Raw genomic sequence first — 19,000 nt, 5'->3', positions numbered from 1 at the left:
TCCCGAGCCGATCAGGTGGCAGGGGCGCTGCGGGGCAGGCGGACGCGGAAGGTGGCCCCTCGCCCGTGCCCGGGGCTGGTGGCATCCAGGGTTCCGCCCTGAGCTTCGACGAGGGCTCTGCTGATGGCCAGGCCCAGCCCGGAGCCGCCGCGGTCGTGCTCCCGCCCCGACCCGGCGCGGTAGAAGCGCTCGAAGACGTGCGGCAGGGCCTCCTCGGCGATGCCCTCGCCGGTGTCGGTCACGGTGACGGTCGCCCACCGGGCACCGAGATCGGTGTGCACGGTGACGGTGCCGCCGGGCGGGGTGTGGCGCAGGGAGTTCTCGAGCAGGTTGCCCAGCACCTGCCCCATCCGCTCGCCGTCCAGCATCACCGGTGCCGTCCGCACGCCGGTTGCCGTGACGGTGACGTTCTGCTGGGCCGCGACGGGCTCGATGGCCGCCACCGCCTGCTGGGCCAGCTGCGCCAGGTCGACGGCCGCCGTCTGGAGACCGGTGAGACCCTCCTCGGCGCGGGTCAGCTGCCGGATGTCACGGGTCAGCCGCTCCAGCCGGGTGATCTGGGCCTGCAGGATCGAAGTCGTCCGCTCGTCGAGAGCGACCACTCCGTCCTCGATCCCCTCCAGGTGTCCCTGCAGGCTTGCCAGGGGGGTGCGCATCTCGTGGGCCAGGTCCGCCAGCATCTGCCGGCGGGTGGTCTCGACGGCGTCGAGCTTGCGGGCCATGTCGTTGAACGACGCCGCCAGGGAGTCGAACTCGGGGCCCAGCCCCGGCGACGCGACATGGACGCTGTAGTCGCCGGCTGCCACGGCACGAGCGGCGCTCGTGAAGGAGGCCAGAGAGCGGCTGATCGTGCGGTGGAGGAAGAAGCTGAGCACCCCTGCGAGGTAGAGGGCGGGGAGCCCGCCCACGGCCAGGGCGCCGAGGATCACCTGGCGGACGGCGTTCTCCAGGTGCCCCAGCCCGTAGGCCTCCTCGGCGTGGCCGGCGTCCACGAGCTCCCGGTGGAACAGGTTCGGCCCCACGAGTGCGGCGATGGCGCTCACGGCCACCAGCCCGATCAGCAGCACGGCGGTCTGGGCGAGCATCAGCCGGACCGCCAGCGTGTTCCAGGACCGCATGCGCTCGCGCAGGTGGAGGCTCATCGCCCGGACCCCATCCGGTACCCGATCCCGCGGACGGTGTGGATGAACCGGGGGCTCGCCGCCTCGTCGCGGAGCTTCTTGCGGATCCGCCCGATGTGCACGTCCACCAGGTGCTCGTCCCCGCTCCAGCGTGCGTCCCAGACCATCTCCACCAGCTGCCCACGGCTGAGCACGAGCTGCGGGTGCGCCGCCAGGGCGGCCAGCAGGTCGAACTCGGTGCGGGTGAGCACCACGGGATCCCCGGCCAGCCGGACCTGGCGGGAGGACTCGTCGACCGTCAGGTCACCGACGACGTGCGTCTGCTCCGCGGGCGCCGGCATCGCGGACGGGATGGTGGCCTCACGGCGGACCCGGCGCAGCATGGCCTGGACCCGGGCCACGAGCTCACGGGGGCTGAACGGCTTGGTCACGTAGTCGTCGGCGCCCACCGAGAGACCGACGATCTTGTCCACCTCGTCGTCACGGGCGGTCAGCATCAGCACGTGGCAGTCCGAGAACGTCCGCACCTGGCGGCACACCTCGATCCCGTCCAGTCCCGGCAGTCCCAGATCGAGCACCAGCACGTCCGGGGCGACCTCCCGCGCCGCCGCCACCGCGTCGGGGCCGGTGTGGCGCACCACGACCTCGAGCCCCGCCTTGCACAGATACCCTTCGATCAGACGCGCCAGATCCTTCTCGTCGTCGACCACCAGGACCTTTCCGGCGAGGAATTCCGACATGGAGCCTCCTTCGGCCGTCGAGGGTCCCTCCCCGACACCCTTGCTGTTGCCCCGCACCGTACTCCGTCGCCCGTGCCGGTGCCGGGCGTGCGCCCCGTGGGGCCGGAAATGACGGACATGACGGAGACCGGTCATGGGCGGAGCCCGGTAGCACGCCGGGGGAAGCAGCCGGACGACAGAACCGCAGGCCGGACCCCGGATGCGGGGTCCGGCCTGCGGTTCCTGTGGAGCCCCCTACCGGATTCGAACCGGTGACCCCCTGTTTACAAGACAGGTGCTCTGGCCAGCTGAGCTAAGGAGGCGGGCGGCCGACGGATGCCCCTCGGGGAGGGAACGCCCGGACGGACGGTTGTCCAGAATATCGGACCCCCGAGGGTTGCTGAAATCCCTGCTCCCCGCGGACGCGCCGCGCGGCCCGTGCAGCTCGACGGCGCCGTGCCCCCTGGAGGGGGACGCGGCGCCGTCGTGCGTCGTCCGGGACGGGACCTGCTTACTCGTTGGCCTCGATCGCGTCGGCGAGGACGTCCTGGAACGGCTCGTTGCCGAGCTTCTCGCCGTCCACGAAGACGGTCGGGGTGCCGGCGACGCCGTTGGCCAGGGACTCCTGGGAGACCACGCTGACGAGGGGCCGGTGGGCGTTCTCCTCGAGGGCGGTCAGCACGCTCGCGCGGTCGGCGCCGTGCTTGGCCGCGATGTCCGCGATCTGCTCGTTGTCCAGTCCGCCGGTGCCCTGGTGCGAGAAGATCTCCTCGACGTAGGCGAGGTACTGCTCGGTGGAGACCTGGTTGGCGACCTCGTAGGCGGCGGCCGCGGCCCGCGAGGAGTACTGGGTGGGGGTCGCGCGGTCCAGGAAGTTGAGGTTGCGGTACTCCAGGGTGATGTCCCCGGCGGTCACCGCTTCCTCGAGGGCCTCGCCGTTCTCCGTCTCGAAGTCGGCGCAGTGCACGCACTCGAAGTCCTGGAAGATGACGACCTGCACGGGCTCGTCCGACTCCTCCGCGTCGGCGGGGTCCACGATGCCCGGCGGGACGGCGCTCTCGTCCGGGGTCGCCGGCGCCTCGGGCACCTCCGCGAGGTCGCGCTCGGCGACCTCCGACCGGTCCTTCACGACGCCGTCGGCCGTGAGCACGGTGCCGCCCCACTGGTTGGAGCTGGCCGGGACGGGACCGGCCTCGGGGATCTGCTGCGCACGGTTCTGGGCGATGACCACGCCGATCACCGCCAGGATCACCAGGACCAGGGCGATGATGCCGAACTGGAGCAGGCGCCGGGAGCGCTTGTCCTTGCGCTCGTGCTGGTCCGCGATCTGGCGCGCCCGTTCGCGGGCGGCGTCGCGGTTCCGGGGGTCGGGGGTCGAGCTGCTGCTGGATGCCATGGGTCCTCTTCGGAGATCCTCGGGGGCGGATGCGGGCGGTGTCGGAGCCCAGATTATCGGACCGGCTCCCGCCCCACCGACTCGGCCGGCCCACAGCCGGAACCGTGAGCGTACTGACGAATAGAATGGGCCCAGGACGACGATGACCGAACGGAAGGAACCACCCGTGAGCGCAGAGCAGAGCACCGATCCCGCCCAGCGGCAGCAGGAGGGCTACGACTTCGTGGTCGTCTCCAACCGGCTGCCCGTCGAGCGCGTCGTCGAGAACGGCGAGGCCACCTGGCGCCGTTCGCCCGGCGGCCTCGTCGCCGCCCTCTCCCCCGTCATGGCCAGCAACGACGGCGCGTGGGTGGGCTGGCACGGCGCGGCGGACGAGACGCTGGAGCGCTTCGACCACGACGTCTTCCACCTCGCCCCCGTGCCCCTGTCAGCCGAGGAGGTGGAGGCCTACTACGAGGGCTTCTCCAACGCGACCCTGTGGCCGCTCTACCACGACGTCATCGCGCCGCCGGAGTTCCACCGTGCCTGGTGGAACGTCTACCGGCGGGTCAACCGGCGCTTCGCCGAGATGACGGCCGAGGTCGCCGCCCCGGACGCGACCGTGTGGGTGCAGGACTACCAGCTCCAGCTCGTGCCCCGCATGCTGCGGGACCTGCGCCCGGACCTCACCATCGGGTTCTTCAACCACATCCCGTTCCCGCCGCTGGAGATCTTCGGCCAGCTGCCGTGGCGGCGGGCGGTCCTCGAGGGCCTGTCCGGGGCCGACCTCATCGGCTTCCAGCGCCCCGGGGACGCCCAGAACTTCCAGCGCTGCGTGCGCCGGTTCCTGGACGTCCCCTTCCGGCAGGGCGAGGCGCGGTTCGGCAACGGTGACGCGCACTGGACGGTCCGCGCCCACGCCTACCCCATCTCGATCGACGCGCAGGCGATCCAGGAACTGGCCGGCCGCCCCGAGATCAAGCAGCGGGCCCGCGAGATCCGCCACGAGCTCGGCGACCCGGAGACCGTCTACCTCGGCGTGGACCGCCTCGACTACACCAAGGGCATCGTGCACCGGATCAAGGCCTACGGCGAGCTGCTCGAGGACGGCAAGCTCACGGTGGGCCCGTCCGTGCTGGTCCAGGTGGCCAACCCGTCCCGGGAGCGCGTGGAGTCCTACGTCCAGCTGCGGGAGCAGGTCGAGGGCCTCGTGGGCCACATCAACGGCCAGTTCGACACGATCTCCCACACGGCGGTCCGCTACCTGCACCACGGCTACCCGTTCGAGGAGATGGTGGCGCTGTACCTAGCCACGGACGTCATGCTCGTGACGTCCCTGCGGGACGGGATGAACCTGGTGGCCAAGGAGTACGTCGCGGCGAAGACGGACGGCTCCGGCACGCTGCTGCTGTCCGAGTTCACGGGCGCGGCCGAGCAGCTCAAGCAGGCGATCCTGGTCAACCCGCACGACATCGACGGCCTCAAGGACGCCATGGTGCGGGCCAAGGACATGCCGGCGGCGGAGGCGAAGAAGCGGATGCGCGCCATGCGCCGCCAGGTCCTCGGCCACGACGTCCAGGACTGGTCGGAGGCGTTCCTGCGCGACCTCGCGCGCACGCGCGCCACGGCGGCGGAGGCCCGGCGGTGACGGGGGCGCATGACGACGCCCGGCCCGGTCTCGCGGACGCCCTCGACCGGGCGGCACGGGCCGGGACCCTGCTGGTCGCCCTCGACTTCGACGGCACCCTCGCCCCGTTCACCGACGACCCGGCCGACAGCCGCGCGACGGAGCAGGCCCAGGCCGCGCTGGAGGCCCTGCTGCGGCTGCCCCGCACGTTCGTGGCCGTCATCTCGGGCCGGCCCATGGCGTTCCTGCGCTCCGTGGTGGACCCGGCGGGCCGGATGCTGCTGTCCGGCTCGCACGGCGCAGAGATGCACCTGGACGCGCTGGGCTCGGCCGCAGGGGACATGGAGCTGCGGCTCTCCCCCGCACAGCAGGAGCTGCTGGAGCGGGCCACGGCCCTGGTCGAGGAGCAGGTGGCGCGCTACCCGGGCTCCCGGCTGGAGCTGAAGCCCACGGGCGCGGCGTTCCACACCCGCACGATGGCGGACCAGTCGCTGTGCGATCAGGCCGAGCGCGAGATGGCCGAGACGTTCGGGCGGCTCGAGGGCCTGAAGGTCACCCCGGGCCAGCACGTGGTCGAGTCCTCCGTGCACTCGGCCACGAAGGGCGAGGGCATCACCGCGTTCATGCAGGCCACCGGGGCCGACGTCACGCTGTTCGCCGGGGACGACGTCACCGACGAGAACGCGATGCGCGAGCTGGGCCCCGGCGACGTCGGGATCAAGGTCGGCGCCGGGGAGAGCGTCGCCGGGCACCGGGTGGGCTCCCCGGACGAGCTGGCCGGGGCCCTGGCCCGGCTGGCCGAGCAGCGCCGGGCCGCGTCCGGCTGAGCGGCGAGCACCCACCGGCACCCCGCGTCCCGCGGGTACGGCGGCGCCCTCCCCCTGGTGGGGAGGGCGCCGTCGCACCCGGCCGCCGCACCGGGAGGGATCAGTCCTTCGCGTGCCGGGCGAGGACGTCCTCGACGGTGCGCGTGTCGGCGTCGCGGACGGTCCAGCCGCCGGTCCGGTCGTGCAGCTCCAGCGCGGCGGCGGTCACGTTGAAACGGCTGGCGTCGCGCGGCGGGTCCGAGTGCTCGAGCACGTGGATGAGGTGGGTCTCGGTCTCGGCGAGAGCCTGGGGATCGTGCATGGCGGGGTCCTTTCCGGAGGGGTCGGCTGCCGGCGGCGCGAGGTGATCGCCCCGACATGATCAGTGAGCTTATCTCTTTTCCCGCCGCGGGCCCACCCCGCCGCACGTCGCACGCCCGTCGCGGCGCCGATCGGGGCCGCGCCTCCCCCGCGGCACCTTTTACACCGGCGTAACCGGCACGCCCCTCCGTGCAACACGGATTGCATACCGTCTTCCTTACGAACGCATAGTTCCGCCCCGCGCGGACCGCCGTTCCCGGCCCGTCCCACGGCGCGCCCGCGCGCCCGTGATCCACAGGAAGAAGGTCCGCCGTGCACCCCACCCCGGCCACCGCACCCCGCTCGCACCGTACCCGGCGGCTCCCCGCCGCGGCGCTGCTCCTCACCGCGTCGCTCGCCCTGACCGCCTGCGGGGGAACCGCCGGGACGGCGTCCTCCGGGCCGGAGGCGAGCGGCCACGGCACGCTCGACGTGAACCTGTCCTGGATCAAGAACGCCGAGTTCGCCGGGGAGTACTTCGCGGACTCGAAGGGCTACTACACGGAGGCCGGCTTCGACTCCGTCAACCTGATCTCCGGGGGCCCCTCCGGCGCCTCGACCGAGTCCATGGTGCTCGCCGGCAGCGCCCTCGTGGGCACCTCCTCGCCGCTCGGGGTGGCCCCGGCCATCGCCGAGGAGGAGGCGCCCCTGAAGATCATCGGCACGACCTACCAGAAGAATCCCTTCACGATCATCTCGCTGGGCGACGCGCCGATCGAGACGCCCGCGGACCTGGCCGGCCGGAGGATCGGCGTCCAGTCCGGCGTCAACGAGACCCTGTTCGACGCCCTGCTGGAGGTCAACGGGATCGACCCCGCCGAGGTGGAGAAGATCCCCGTGCAGTACGACCCGCAGCCGCTGGTCAACGGCGAGGTGGACGGGTTCTTCGGCTACTCCACCAACGAGGCGATCACCCTGGAGCTCGCCGGTCAGGACGTCGTGAACCTCCCCTTCGCGGACCACGGGCTGCCGTTCGTCGCGGAGTCCTTCGTGACCACCCAGGACGCCATCGACAACGACCGCGAGGCGCTGAAGGCGTTCCTCGAGGCCACGATCCGGGGCTGGCAGGACGCCGTGGCGGATCCCGAGGAGTCCGCCCGCCTGGCCGTGGAGGAGTACGGGGCGGACCTCGGCCTCGACCGGGAGAAGGAGACCCGCCAGGCGGAGATCCAGAACGCGGAGCTCGTGGTCTCGGAGGAGACCGGGGAGAACGGGCTGTTCACCGTCTCCGACGAGCTCGTGGCGCAGAACATCGAGGTCCTCGGCGTGGCCGGGTATCCCGGGCTCACGGCCGAGGACGTCTTCGACCTCTCGCTGCTCGACGAGGTCTACGCGGAGAACCCGGAGCTGAGGGAATGAGCACGGCCGCGCCGGCGTCCTCCCGCCGCAGGATCAACGCCACGGCGAGCGGGATCGACCTCAACGGCCTGAGCAAGGTCTTCCGCACCGGCCGCGGCAGCGTCACCGCCCTCGACGACGCCCACCTGCGCACCGACCAGGGCTCCTTCCTGTCCCTGCTCGGGCCCTCCGGCTGCGGCAAGTCGACGATCCTGCGCCTCCTCGCCGGTCTCGAGGAGCCCAGCGCGGGCGAGGTCCTCGTGGACGGCCACAGCCCCGCCGAGCTGCGCCGCTCCCACCAGCTGGGCATCGCGTTCCAGGACTCCGCGCTGCTGCCGTGGCGCTCGGTCGAGGCGAACATCCGCCTGCCGCTGGAGGTCTCCCACCAGCCCGTCGACAAGGCCTACGTCCAGGAGCTCGTCGAGCTCGTGGGGCTCAAGAGCTTCGAGAAGGCCAGGCCCGCCCAGCTCTCCGGCGGGATGCGCCAGCGCGTGTCCATCGCCCGGGCCCTCGTGGTCAAGCCGTCGGTGCTGCTGCTGGACGAGCCGTTCGGCGCGCTCGACGACATGACCCGGCAGCGGCTCAACCTCGAGCTGCTGCGGATCTGGACGGAGAAGCCCGCCACGACCCTGATGGTGACCCACGGGATCTCGGAGGCGATCTTCCTCTCGGACGTCGTGGCGGTCATGTCGCCCCGGCCGGGCCGGATCAAGCGGGTCCTCGACATCGACCTGCCCCGCCCGCGCACCCCCGAGATGCTGCGCACCCCCGAGTTCCACGCCCTGCACGACCGCGCCTCCGAGCTGCTGTTCGGCGCGCACGGGGACGAGGAGTGAGATGACCGACGCCGTGACCGCACCGTCCCCCGGAGCGCCCGCGCCCCGGCCCGCTCCCTCCCCCGCCGTCCGGCGGCGCGAGCCGCCCCCCGCGGCGATCGCCGTCCTCGGCGCGGTGCTGACCGTCGCCGCCTGGTGGCTCGGCGCCGCGACCTTCCTCAGAGGGGCCGGGGCCGCCGACGGCGCCGGCAGCGGGGCGGTCCCGACGCCCCCGGCGATCGTCCAGCAGATCGCCGCCGACGGCGTCGGCTTCTACTGGACCAACGCCTCGGTGACCCTCCTCGAGGCCGCCCGGGGCTACCTGGGCGGCAACCTCGCCGCGGTGCTGCTGGCCGCGGCGGTCCTGCTGCTGCCGTTCACCGAGCGGCTCGCCACGCAGATCGCCGTGGTGAGCTACTGCCTGCCGATCGTGGCGGTCGGGCCGATCGTCTTCATCGTCCTGGGCCCGCCCCGCTCCGGGGAGCCCTCGGGCACCGCCGTGGCCCTGGCTGCGATCTCCGTGTTCTTCACGACCTACGTCTCCGTGCTGGCCGGCTTCCGCACCGCGGACCGGTCCTCCCTGGACGTCATCACGGTGGCCGGCGGCAGCCGCTGGCACCAGCTGGTCAAGGTGCAGCTGGTGTCGGCCCTTCCCGGGCTGTTCTCGGCGCTGAAGATCGCCGCGCCGGCGGCGTTCCTGGGGGCCGTCCTCGGGGAGTACGTCGGAGGCGTGGACCGCGGGCTGGGTCCCGCCATGGTCAACGCGCAGCAGTCGCTCGAGATCGCCCGCGTCTGGGCCGTGGCCCTGGTCTCCGGCGCCCTGGCCTTCCTGGCGTACGCCGTGGTGGGGGTCGTCGCGCGCTCCGTGGCACCGTGGTCCGCCGGGGGCCGGGAAGTGGGGAACTGACATGTCCGCCACCGCCACAGCGGTCCGCGCCGGCAAGGACCTTGTCCGCGGGCTGCTCGACCTGGCCCTCTCCCTCGTGGCCGTGGCCCTCATCTGGCTGCTGCTGCTGCAGGCCTTCGACGTCACGTCCTTCATCGGCAAGACCCCGTGGGACGTCTGGGCCTTCCTGGTGACGGACGCCGACGCCGCGGCCAACCGCGCAGTGGTCCTCGGCCAGCTGGGCACCACCCTGGCCGACGCCGCGGTCGGCTTCGTGACGGGCCTCGTCGCCGCCCTCCTCGTCGCCACCGTCTTCTCCCTGTTCCGGGGGCTCGAGCACGCCATGATGCCGCTGGCCATGCTGCTGCGCTCGGTGCCGCTCGTGGCGATGGCCCCGATCATCATCCTGGTCTTCGGGCGGCAGGGGGCCTCCGTCGCGGCCATGGGAGCGGTGGTCGTCCTGTTCCCGGCGCTCGTCACCATCGTCCAGGGCCTGCGCTCTGCCAACCCCGTGATCGTGGAGGTCGTGCAGGTCTACGGCGGGTCGCCGCTCGACGTGTTCCGCGCCGTCGCCCTCCCCTCGGCCCCGCCGAGCCTGTTCACCGCCCTGCGCGTCTCGGTCCCGGGCGCGCTGACCGGCGCGCTGCTGGCGGAGTGGCTGGCCACGGGCGAGGGCATCGGCTACGCGATCGTCTCGAACGTGGCCCGGGCGAGGTACGACGAGGTGTGGGCGGCCGTGGTGGTCGTGACCGTCGCGTCGATCCTCCTGTACTCGCTCGTCTCGCTCCTCGAGAACGCCGTGACCGCCCGCGCCGGCGGGCGCCCCTGACCGGGAGGGCGGTCAGCGCAGGTCGAGCTCGTCCAGCTGCTCGTAGAGCTCCGCGGTGCGCCCCACGCGCCGGCGGCCCTCCGGACCCGTCGCGACGAGCACCCCGTTGGCCAGCCGCGCCACGAGGCTCATGGCCGCGGCGTAGGAGTCGAAGGCGCCCATGCTGTCGAGCGGGCACTCGATCCACAGGCCGACCTCGGTGGCGTGCCGCCGGGCGGTCCCGTCCGCGATCAGCAGGACCTCCGCGCCCGTGGCCACGCAGCCCTCCACGAGCTTGTCGAAGCCCCGGGGCCGGCGGCGGAACCCGACGAGGACGATCGCGTCCCCCGGTCCCATGTCAACGAGCTCCTCGCCGAGCGTCTGCCCCGGCAGCGGGGCGAGCCGCACGCCGTCCCGGGCCTGCTGCAGCTGCTGCTTCAGGTGCAGGGCCACGGGGTGGCTGTTGCGCATGCCGACCACCAGGATCCTCCCCGCCCCTGCGATCGAGGACACCGCCCGCGCCAGGCGGTCGTCCGCCGGGTCGAAGGCCCGCCGGAGGTTCTTGAGCTCCTGGTCCAGGTGCTGGGCCAGCTCCGGATCGGCGTCCGGACCGAGCGGCACTCCCTGCTGACGCAGGCTGCGGGCCACCTCCTTGACCTCGGTGAAGGACTCGAACCCCAGGTGCCGGTACAGCCGGGAGAGGGTGGCGCGGGAGACACCGCTCATCTGCGCCAGCTCGGCGGAGCTGTAGAGAGCGAGGTCGTCGAGGTGGTCGAGGATCACGTCGGCGGCCCGCTGCTCCTGCGGGGACAGCTCCGCGTAGTGCTCGTGGACGCGCTGTTCGATCGACACGGGCACCACCCTAGCCTGGGCTGGTTGGTAGCATGGCCCGTTATGAAGGGGAATCCCGCGCTCGACCCTGCCCGCGCCCCCCAGGGCGGTCCCCCCGGCGGCCGCGCCGGCCGGGTGTCGATCCAGACGGCGTTCCCGGACCCCGTCCTGCTGGAGCTGCCCTGGGAGCTGCCGCTGGAGCAGTGGCCGGAGGACGTCCTGGCCGCATACCCCCGAGGGCTCTCCCGCCACGTGGTGCGCTTCGCCCACGCCGGGCCGAAGGTCGTGGCCATCAAGGAGACCACCCCCCACTACGCCCAGCACGAGTACGGGATCCTGCGCCGGCTCAACCGGATGGGCATCCCCTCCGTGGTGCCCGACTCGGTGGTCACCGGCCGGTTCACGCCCGACGGCGAGGAGCTGCCCGCGGCGCTCGTGACCGACCACCTGGCCTTCTCCCTGCCCTACCGGGCGCTCTTCTCCGCGGGACCCAGCGCCACGACCGTCGAGCTGCTCGTGGACGCCCTCGCCTCCCTCATCGTGCAGCTGCACCTGTCCGGGTTCTACTGGGGCGACGTGTCCCTGTCCAACACGCTGTTCCGGCGGGACGCGGGCGCGTTCGCGGCGTACCTGGTGGACGCCGAGACCGGGGAGCTGCACCCGCAGCTGACCCGGGGCCAGCGCGAGTACGACATCGAGCTGGCCCGCACCAACGTGGCCGGGGAGATCATGGACCTGCTGGCGGGGGCGGCGGAGGAGGGCCACGAGCTCTCGGACCCGGTGGACCCCTTCGACGTCTCCGACCGGCTCGTGGCCAGCTACACGACCCTGTGGCGGGAGCTCACGGTCGAGGAGTCCTTCAGCATGGACGAGCGCTGGCGGGTGGTGGAGCGGGTGCGCCGGCTCAACCAGTTGGGCTTCGACGTCGAGGAGGCCTCGCTCGAGACCGACGACGGGAAGATCCGGCTGCGGCCGCAGGTCGTGGAGCCCGGCCACCACACGCGCCGGCTGCAGCGGCTGACCGGGCTGAGCGCGCACGAGAACCAGGCGCGGCGGCTGCTGACCGACATCGCGCAGTTCGGCCAGGACCTCTACCCGGGCCTGGACGAGGACCTCGTGGCCCAGCTGTGGATGCGGGAGACCTTCGCCCCGATCATGGAGGCCGTGCCCGCCCCGATGCGCCGCAAGCTCGAGCCCGCCGAGATCGTCCACGAGGTGCTCGAGCACCGGTGGTTCATGTCCGAGCGCGCCCGCAAGGACGTGCCCACCCGGGTGGCGGTGCAGGACTACGTCGCCTCCCAGCTCGCGAAGCGCCCGGACGAGCGGCAGGTCTTCTGAGCCGTCCCGCCGGGCCGCCCGCGGGCCCCGTCCGCAGCGGTGTCCCCGTGGCGGCCCTCAGGGCCGGTGCGCCGCCAGCACCCCGGTGAGGGTGCGGTGGACGCGGCGGGGCCAGTCCTCCCCCAGGCTCCCGTACCGGGCCACGTGGGAGTACGCCGAGCCCAGGACGAAGTCCAGGACCACGTCCACGTCGAGCTCGGGGCTCAGCCGCCCCGCCGCCGTCTCGACCGCCAGCAGCTCCCTGAGCCGTTCCACGCGCGGCCGCACCAGGTGCTCGCGCAGGATCCGGGAGGTCTCCGAGACGGGGTCGGTCAGCAGGGACACGGCCACGCCGATGCCCATGTCCCGGAACAGGAAGTGCAGGGCCTCGGCCAGTCCCTCCTCCCAGCTCGCGGGCGCGCCGGCCCCCTCCGGGGTGTCGGTGGGGACGGCGTGCTCGAGGGCGGCCTCGAGCATCTCCAGGCTGTTGGCGTAGCGGCGGTAGATGGAGGTCTTGGCCACCCCCGAGGCCGCCGAGACCGCCTCGATGGTCACCCGCTGCGGCCCGCCCTCCCGCAGGAGCCCCAGCGCCGCCGCGGTGATCTTTTTGTCGGTCGAGACGGTCCGCGGGTCGGGCCGGTCGTCGTCGTCCATGGCTCCCCTCCTGCCCCGCCTGCTGCCCGCCCGGGCGCCGTGCGCTCCCGGGCGGCCGTGCTCAGGCGGTCTTCCAGTCCTCGATGGGCCAGTGGTTCTTCTTCGCCAGCCGGTACAGGGCCAGGTCGGGATTGACGGTGTGCGGGTGGCCCACGAGGGACAGCCAGCTGGCGTCCGCGTGGGAGTCCCCGTAGCCGTAGGAGCGCGAGAGGTCGTAGCCCCCCTGCTCGGCGTACTTCTTCAGCCACTGGGCCCGCGCCTCGTCCACGAGCGGCGGGGTGGCCAGGTAGCCCGTCATCACGCCGTCGCGCTCGTCCATGCGCCCGGCCACGATCTCGTCGAACAGGTCGGCGAGGGGCTCCACCAGCAGGTCGATCGAGCCGGTGACCAGGACCGTGCGGTGGCCGGCGGCGCGGTGCTCCTCGATCCGCGCCAGGGCGCCGGGGCGGAGCAGCCGCCGCATGTCCTCGCCCAGGGGGCCGGCCACGAGCTGCCGCACGGTCGCCGCGGGCACGCCCCGGTAGCGGCGCATGAACGCGCGGATGAACTCGCCGCGGTCCCGCTTCTCCGCCTTCACGTAGGTGGGGGCGCTCGCGACGAGCTCGGCCACCTCCGAGGGCCACTGGGCCGGGGTGAGCGTGCGGCGGCGCAGCTGCAGGTACTGGTGGATCACCGTGGAGTTCAGGACGGTGCCCTCGAGGTCGAAGACCGCGACCACGTCCGTGCCCTGCCGGAGGGTCCGCTTCGACGCACTGCGGCGCTTGGACGCGGACCGGAGCCGGCCGTAGGCCTTGGTCATCTCGGTCAGGGCCGGCATGTGCACGTTCTGCCAGTAGTCGACCCAGTCGATGGACCGGACGTCGAAGGTGCGGTCCTCGGGGGTGCCGGCCGGCAGGGAGTCGTTGAGCTGGCGGGTGCGGGCGTCGTCGAAGATCATCTCGGTGCGGGTGTAGGCCTGGTACAGGTCCATGTAGGTCCGCAGGGAGCCCAGGGCGGACTGCGCGCGGTGCAGCGAGGTCGCCCACTCGCGGGTCCGGGCCGTCGCCGGGAGCACCGTGCTGAGCTTCCCGCCCGCGGCCGTGAGCCGCTCCTTGACCGCCAGCGCGCGCTCCACGGCGTTGTTGGCGGGGAACCGCCACTCGGGCACCCGGATGGGGTTGCCCTCGTCGTCCTGGAGGGGGTGGGCGAGGAAGAACGCCCGGATGTACTCGTACATCCGGTGGACCGGCAGGGGGTTGGAGGCCCCCGAGCACACCTGGTAGTAGCCGGGCTCCGGGGCCGGGTCGCCCTCCGGGGTGACCTCTCCCGTCGGCGTCCGGTGGCCGCCGACGGCCAGCGCCACGATCGCGTTGACCACGAAGTCGACCGGGATGACGTCCAGCACCGAGTCCGGCAGGCCCGGGAACTCCGGCAGCGCGCCCTTGCCGTAGGCCATGATCAGCGGGTCCGCGACCTTGTACCCGTCGATCCACCCCGGGTACGGGTGGCGCAGGGCCGACTCGATGATGGAGGGCCGGACCACGGAGAGGCGGTGGCCGTTGCCGGCCCACTTCTGCTCCGCGACGCGCTCGCCCAGGGCCTTGGTGAACGTGTAGACGTCGGTCCAGCCGAGGGACTGCGCCCGGGTCCGCCCGTACTCCACGAGGCGGGTCCGGATCCACTCCTCGCGGGCCACCTCGGCCGCGCGGGCCACCGACTTGGGGCCCTCCTTGCCGTGGCTCCCCGTGGCGTCGTCGATGAGGGCCTGCAGCCGCTCCGGGGCACGGGATGCCATCTCGGTCTCCTCGCGCGCCCGCAGGGCGGCCTCGAACTCGGCGGCCCAGTCGACGTCGTGGTCGACGGGCGCCTCGGGGCGCAGGCCCTTGGCGATGCCGCCGACGTAGCAGGTGGAGACGTGGATGACGTGGGGGTCGTGGCCCGCGGCGAGCAGCGCGTCGTAGAGCCCGGTGGCACCGCCGACGTTCGTGCTGAACGCCTCGTGGATCGGCGGGTCGAAGGAGACGGTGGAGGCCGAGTGGATCACCACGTCGAACGGGTCGGAGATCTCCGCCAGGGCGGAGAGGTCGCCCTCGAGCACGGCGGTGCGCTCGGCGATGAGCCGCTTCGCCTCGTCCTCCCCCACGGTCTCGCGCCAGGTGCGGAAGGCGGGCTTGCGCAGCAGCTGCCGCAGCCGCTGCTCACCGGTGGTGCTGCCCTTGGGCCGGATCACGGCCGTGACGTGCACGCCGTCGTGGGCGGACAGCAGCCGTTCGAGCACGGCCTGGCCCAGGAAGCCGGTGGCTCCTGTCAGCAGGACGCGCGTGGTGGGGGTCTCGGTCAACGGTGTTCCTCCGGGTGGTGTGCTGGGCCGCCGGCGGTGCGCAGCGGGCGGGGAGACGGGACGAGCGGCGGACGACGACGGCGACCCGCGAGCGGCTCGGACCCGGCTACGCTACGGCTACCGTAGTGTAACCTAGATCCCATGCTTACCGCTCTCGTGACGGGGGGAACGTCCGGCATCGGCGCCGCGTTCGCCGATGCCCTGGCCCGCCGGGGACACGCGCTCGTGCTGGTGGCCCGCGACGCGGTCCGCCTCGAGGAGGTCGCCTCCCGGCTGCGCGCGGCCCACGGCGTGCCCGTCGAGGTGCTCGCCGCCGACCTCGCCGACCGCGCCGACGTCGACCGCGTCGCCGCCCGCATCGAGGACCCGGAGCGTCCGGTCGACGTGCTCGTCAACAACGCCGGCTTCTCCGTGAAGACCCGCCTCGCCGACCCCGACCCCTCCGCGCACGACCGCGGCTTCGAGGTCATGTGCCGGACCGTGCTGGTGCTGTCCTCCGCGGCGGCCCGGGCCATGACGGCCCGGGGCTCCGGGTGGATCATCAACGTCTCCTCGACCGCCGGCATGATCACGATGGGCTCCTACTCGGCGATCAAGGCCTACGTCACCGCGTTCACCGAGTCCCTCGCCGTCGAGCTCGCCGGCACGGGCGTGCACGTCACCGCCCTGCTGCCCGGGTGGGTGCGCACCGAGTTCCACGAGCGCGCCGGCATCTCGGGCTCCTCCATCCCCTCGTTCCTGTGGCTGGACGCGGAGCGCGTCGTCGAGGAGGCCCTCGACGACGTCGCCCGCGGCAAGGTGATCTCCCTGCCCACCAGGCGCTACCGGTTCCTGATGTTCTTCGTCCGCCACATGCCGCGCGCGGCCGTGCGCCGGATCTCCGGGCTGCTGTCCTCGGCCCGCCAGAAGGAACGGGCGGCAGGCTCGTGACCCGCCGGGAGCAGCACGAGCCCGTGCCCGTCCAGCGCTCCATCGAGGGCGACGGCACCGCCGCGGAGGATCCGGCCCCGCCCGCGCCCCCGGCGTCCTCGGCCCACCTGGACCCCGAACGGTTCCGCAACCCCTTCCGCCGGGCCGCCCGCCGCATCGCCCAGGCCGTGTTCCTGCACGGCATCGCGTACCGCACGGTCCGCCGCACGGTCGTCACCCACCCCGCGGCGGAGGCGCTGGAGGGAGCCTGCGTCGTCGTCGCCAACCACTCGAGCCACCTCGACGCCCCGCTCGTCCTGGGCTCCGTGCCCCGGCGGATCCGGCGGGACCTCGCCACGGGCGTGGCCGCCGACTACTTCTTCACCGCGCCCCACAAGCGCCTGTTCACGGAGCTGATCTTCAACGCCTTCCCCGTGGACCGCACCGGCACCGGCGCCAACCGGGGACTGTCCAAGCGGCTGCTGAGAGCCGGCGTCCCGCTGCTGATCTTCCCCGAGGGGACGCGCTCGCGCTCCGGCAAGATGACCTCGTTCAAGATCGGCGCCGCCGGCCTGGCGAAGGCCGTGGACGTCCCGGTGGTCCCGGTCGCCCTGATCGGCGCCTACGAGGCCATGCCGCGGGGCAACCGCTGGCCGCGGCCCGGGCGCCCGCCCGTCGTCGTGGCCGTCGGCGAACCGCTGCGCGCCCGGGCGAAGGAGCCCACGGCCTCCTTCAACGAGCGCATCGAGGCCTCCGTCCGGGCCCTGTACGCCGAGCACCGCCCCCGCCTGGACGACTGACCACCCCCGCCCCCGACAGGCGTCGCTCCCGACGTCCCCGAACCAAGAGAGAACTGCGCAGATGGCACACGTGAAGCACATGAAGTGGTGGGGCTGGGGCGAGGAAGGCGTGCACTTCGAGTTCTCCAACAAGCCCGCCTTCGCCCCCTTCGTCAAGCGGGCGCTCGGCGTCGACCTGAGACCGCGCGAACGCGACACCATCGACTTCTCCACCGTGAGCGTCCCCGCCCCGCGGCTGGAGACCGACCTCCTGGACACCCTCGGGGGGATCGTCGGGGACGAGCACACGAGCACCGACGACGAACTGCGCGTGGTGCACTGGGCCGGCAAGTCGGTGACCGAGCTCCTGCTGACCCGCGCCGGGGACTTCGCCCGGGTGCCCGACGTGGTGGTCTACCCGGCCGACGAGGACGAGGTCGCCCGCGTCGTGGCCCTGGCGGTCGAGCGCGACCTCGTGCTCATCCCCTTCGGCGGCGGCACGAGCATCTCGCGCAGCCTCCAGCCCTCCCCCGACGAAGAGCGAACGATCGTTTCACTGGATCTGGGGCGCCTCGACAAGGTCCTGGCCATCGACGAGACCTCGGGGCTGGCCACCATCCAGGCCGGCGTGCTGGGCCCCGACATGGAGGACCAGCTCAACGCCCGGGGGTGGACCCTCGGCCACTTCCCCGACTCCTTCACCCACTCGACCCTCGGCGGCTGGGCGGCGACGCGCTCCTCCGGGATGCAATCGGACAAGTACGGGGACATCGCCGACATCGTGCGCGGCATGCGCGTGGTCCGCCCCGGGGGCACCGTGGTGCTGCGCCCCCTGCCGTCCACCTCCACGGGACCGAGCCTGCGGGAGATGTTCATCGGGTCGGAGGGCCGGCTCGGCGTCATCACCGAGCTCGACGTGCAGGTCCACCGGATCGCGGAGCACCGCGAGGTGATCGCCTACATGTTCCCGTCGTGGCCGAAGGCGCTCACCGCGATGCACGACATCGCCCGCTCGGACGTCAGCACGACGTTCGCCCGGGTCTCCGACGCCCACGAGACGGCCTTCTCCCTCTCCACCCAGAAGGCTGCGACCAGCCTCAAGAAGAAGGTCGCGGCGAAGGGCCAGGACCTGCTGTGGGAGGTGATGCGCCGCCGCGGCTGGGACACGGATGAGATGTGCATCTCCTACGTCTGCTTCGAAGGCACCAAGGCGGAGGTTGAGCGCCGGAAGAAGACCGTGGCCTCCATCGTGAAGCAGCAAGGCGCGATCGTCCTCGGCTCCGGCCCCGGCGCGCTGTACGACCAGAAGAAGTTCGACACCCCGTACCTGCGGGACTTCCTGCTCGAGCAGAACACCATCGGCGACGTCTCCGAGACGGCGGCTCCCTGGTCCAAGCTCACCACCGTGCACAAGGCCGTCTACGACGCCGCCCAGCGCGCGTTCGACGAGCAGGGCAAGACCGGGTGGATCATGTCCCACATGTCGCACTCCTACCACTCCGGGGCGTGCCTGTACTTCACGTTCGGGTACGAGATCGGCCAGGACCCGCACGCCGAGTACGCCGTGATCAAGAGCGCGGTCCAGCAGGCGTTCGTCGACGCCGGCGGGACCCTGTCCCACCACCACGGCGTGGGGATGGAGCACAGCGCCTGGATGGAGCAGGACGTCTCCCCCGAGGGCGTGCGCCTCATGCGGAGCCTGTTCGAGGTCGCCGACCCGGGCGCCAACCTCAACCCGGGCAAGATCGTCAGCTGACCCTGCCTCGAGCCCCACGCCAGGGATCCGGGCATAGCAGAAAGCCCCCACCGGTCTCCCGGTGGGGGCTTTCTGCTATGCCGGGCCGGCCATCCGGCCGGGTGGGGCTGCCGGCTTGGTGCGACGTGTCTCTGATGCCCGAGGGCGGTCGGAACCGGCGGGCTGTTCGGGGCTGTTAAATGCGGGGAGCCCCCGCACCGTGTGGTGCGGGGGCTCGACCCTGGGTGTGGTCCGGCGGTGTCCTACTCTCCCACACCCTGTCGGGTGCAGTACCATCGGCGCTGTGGGTCTTAGCTTCCGGGTTCGGGATGGGACCGGGCGTTTCCCCCACGCTATGACCGCCGTAACTCTGTTTCCGCCGCACCACCACCGGGTGGTGGTGTCGGGGACATCTGTGACGTGGTTCCCGCCCGTGGTGGGCGGTATTCGGTTGTGCTCCCGGGGGGTTGTTGGTTGGGAGCCGTATAGTGGACGCGGTGTTCTGGAGTGTTCCCCGTGCCCGCACCGTGAACGGTGGGGGGTGGGGTGTGGTGTAAGTTGTCGGCCTATTAGTACCGGTCGGCTGCGCACGTCGTTGGT

Annotated in this window: 17 protein-coding genes, 1 tRNA gene and 1 rRNA gene; 10 read left to right on the top strand and 9 right to left on the bottom strand. The window is 72.4% G+C overall.

Annotated features, from left to right (window positions below):
- Nucleotides 1-11: 11 nt before the first annotated feature.
- The 4 genes from IEW07_RS00095 to IEW07_RS00080 form a co-directional block, all read right to left on the bottom strand.
- On the bottom strand, nucleotides 12-1,142 hold the full coding sequence (locus IEW07_RS00095) for a sensor histidine kinase (protein ID WP_229741450.1): 1,131 nt from the start codon (nucleotides 1,140-1,142) through the stop codon (nucleotides 12-14).
- Nucleotides 1,139-1,861: a winged helix-turn-helix domain-containing protein gene (locus IEW07_RS00090; protein ID WP_188533805.1), complete on the bottom strand. Its 723-nt coding sequence runs from the start codon at nucleotides 1,859-1,861 to the stop codon at nucleotides 1,139-1,141. The genes IEW07_RS00095 and IEW07_RS00090 overlap by 4 nt, the downstream gene beginning before the upstream one ends.
- A 225-nt stretch (nucleotides 1,862-2,086) precedes the next feature.
- Nucleotides 2,087-2,163: transfer RNA gene (locus IEW07_RS00085), tRNA-Thr, on the bottom strand.
- A gap of 188 nt (nucleotides 2,164-2,351) precedes the next feature.
- Complete coding sequence (locus IEW07_RS00080; protein WP_188533804.1) at nucleotides 2,352-3,236, bottom strand: DsbA family protein; 885 nt, start codon at nucleotides 3,234-3,236, stop codon at nucleotides 2,352-2,354.
- Nucleotides 3,237-3,378: 142 nt separating this feature from the next.
- On the opposite strand from IEW07_RS00080, the gene IEW07_RS00075 reads away from it, so the two are divergent.
- Entirely contained in the window at nucleotides 3,379-4,863 is a 1,485-nt protein-coding gene (locus IEW07_RS00075) for an alpha,alpha-trehalose-phosphate synthase (UDP-forming) (protein ID WP_188533803.1), read from the top strand.
- Nucleotides 4,860-5,669: a trehalose-phosphatase gene (otsB, locus tag IEW07_RS00070; protein ID WP_188533802.1), complete on the top strand. Its 810-nt coding sequence runs from the start codon at nucleotides 4,860-4,862 to the stop codon at nucleotides 5,667-5,669. Before IEW07_RS00075 ends, otsB begins: the two co-directional genes overlap by 4 nt.
- Before the next feature lie 100 nt (nucleotides 5,670-5,769).
- Here the strand turns inward: otsB and IEW07_RS00065 are convergent, their stop codons facing one another.
- Complete coding sequence (locus IEW07_RS00065; protein WP_188533801.1) at nucleotides 5,770-5,970, bottom strand: hypothetical protein; 201 nt, start codon at nucleotides 5,968-5,970, stop codon at nucleotides 5,770-5,772.
- Between the two features lie 311 nt (nucleotides 5,971-6,281).
- Here IEW07_RS00065 and IEW07_RS00060 point away from each other — a divergent pair, with 311 nt between their 5' ends.
- The 4 genes from IEW07_RS00060 to IEW07_RS00045 are packed head-to-tail and all read left to right on the top strand — an operon-like array spanning nucleotide 6,282 to nucleotide 9,876.
- A complete protein-coding gene (locus tag IEW07_RS00060) occupies nucleotides 6,282-7,367 on the top strand; it encodes an ABC transporter substrate-binding protein (protein WP_188533800.1) in 1,086 nt (361 codons plus the stop codon).
- A complete protein-coding gene (locus tag IEW07_RS00055; protein ID WP_188533799.1) occupies nucleotides 7,364-8,182 on the top strand; it encodes an ABC transporter ATP-binding protein in 819 nt (272 codons plus the stop codon). The genes IEW07_RS00060 and IEW07_RS00055 overlap by 4 nt, the downstream gene beginning before the upstream one ends.
- A 1-nt stretch (nucleotide 8,183) precedes the next feature.
- Nucleotides 8,184-9,068 (top strand): ABC transporter permease, encoded by an 885-nt coding sequence (locus IEW07_RS00050; protein ID WP_188533798.1) that lies wholly within the window; start codon nucleotides 8,184-8,186, stop codon nucleotides 9,066-9,068.
- Between the two features lies 1 nt (nucleotide 9,069).
- Nucleotides 9,070-9,876: an ABC transporter permease gene (locus IEW07_RS00045; RefSeq protein WP_188533797.1), complete on the top strand. Its 807-nt coding sequence runs from the start codon at nucleotides 9,070-9,072 to the stop codon at nucleotides 9,874-9,876.
- A 12-nt stretch (nucleotides 9,877-9,888) separates the two neighbouring features.
- On the opposite strand, the gene IEW07_RS00040 is transcribed toward IEW07_RS00045, so the two are convergent.
- Complete coding sequence (locus IEW07_RS00040; protein WP_188533796.1) at nucleotides 9,889-10,707, bottom strand: MurR/RpiR family transcriptional regulator; 819 nt, start codon at nucleotides 10,705-10,707, stop codon at nucleotides 9,889-9,891.
- A gap of 42 nt (nucleotides 10,708-10,749) precedes the next feature.
- On the opposite strand from IEW07_RS00040, the gene IEW07_RS00035 reads away from it, so the two are divergent.
- Entirely contained in the window at nucleotides 10,750-12,024 is a 1,275-nt protein-coding gene (locus tag IEW07_RS00035; RefSeq protein ID WP_188533795.1) for a DUF4032 domain-containing protein, read from the top strand.
- 57 nt (nucleotides 12,025-12,081) lie between these two features.
- On the opposite strand, the gene IEW07_RS21370 is transcribed toward IEW07_RS00035, so the two are convergent.
- Nucleotides 12,082-12,657, bottom strand: a complete 576-nt coding sequence (locus tag IEW07_RS21370; RefSeq protein WP_188533794.1) for a TetR/AcrR family transcriptional regulator — start codon at nucleotides 12,655-12,657, stop codon at nucleotides 12,082-12,084.
- A 61-nt stretch (nucleotides 12,658-12,718) separates the two neighbouring features.
- Nucleotides 12,719-14,977, bottom strand: coding sequence for an HAD-IB family hydrolase (locus IEW07_RS00025; protein ID WP_188533793.1), 2,259 nt, complete (start codon nucleotides 14,975-14,977; stop codon nucleotides 12,719-12,721).
- A 141-nt stretch (nucleotides 14,978-15,118) separates the two neighbouring features.
- Here IEW07_RS00025 and IEW07_RS00020 point away from each other — a divergent pair, with 141 nt between their 5' ends.
- From IEW07_RS00020 to IEW07_RS00010, 3 genes are all read left to right on the top strand, one after another.
- Nucleotides 15,119-15,907: an SDR family NAD(P)-dependent oxidoreductase gene (locus IEW07_RS00020; RefSeq protein ID WP_188533792.1), complete on the top strand. Its 789-nt coding sequence runs from the start codon at nucleotides 15,119-15,121 to the stop codon at nucleotides 15,905-15,907.
- Nucleotides 15,904-16,686 (top strand): lysophospholipid acyltransferase family protein, encoded by a 783-nt coding sequence (locus IEW07_RS00015; RefSeq protein ID WP_188533791.1) that lies wholly within the window; start codon nucleotides 15,904-15,906, stop codon nucleotides 16,684-16,686. The genes IEW07_RS00020 and IEW07_RS00015 overlap by 4 nt, the downstream gene beginning before the upstream one ends.
- Nucleotides 16,687-16,747: 61 nt before the next feature.
- Nucleotides 16,748-18,421, top strand: coding sequence for an FAD-binding oxidoreductase (locus IEW07_RS00010; RefSeq protein ID WP_188533790.1), 1,674 nt, complete (start codon nucleotides 16,748-16,750; stop codon nucleotides 18,419-18,421).
- A 229-nt stretch (nucleotides 18,422-18,650) separates the two neighbouring features.
- On the opposite strand, the gene rrf is transcribed toward IEW07_RS00010, so the two are convergent.
- A 5S ribosomal RNA gene (gene rrf / locus IEW07_RS00005) occupies nucleotides 18,651-18,767 on the bottom strand.
- Nucleotides 18,768-19,000 lie beyond the last annotated feature (233 nt).

It is taken from the genome of Kocuria dechangensis (assembly GCF_014636775.1).
Taxonomy (GTDB): Bacteria; Actinomycetota; Actinomycetes; order Actinomycetales; family Micrococcaceae; genus Kocuria; species Kocuria dechangensis.
This window is presented reverse-complemented; position numbering and strand designations above follow the sequence as displayed.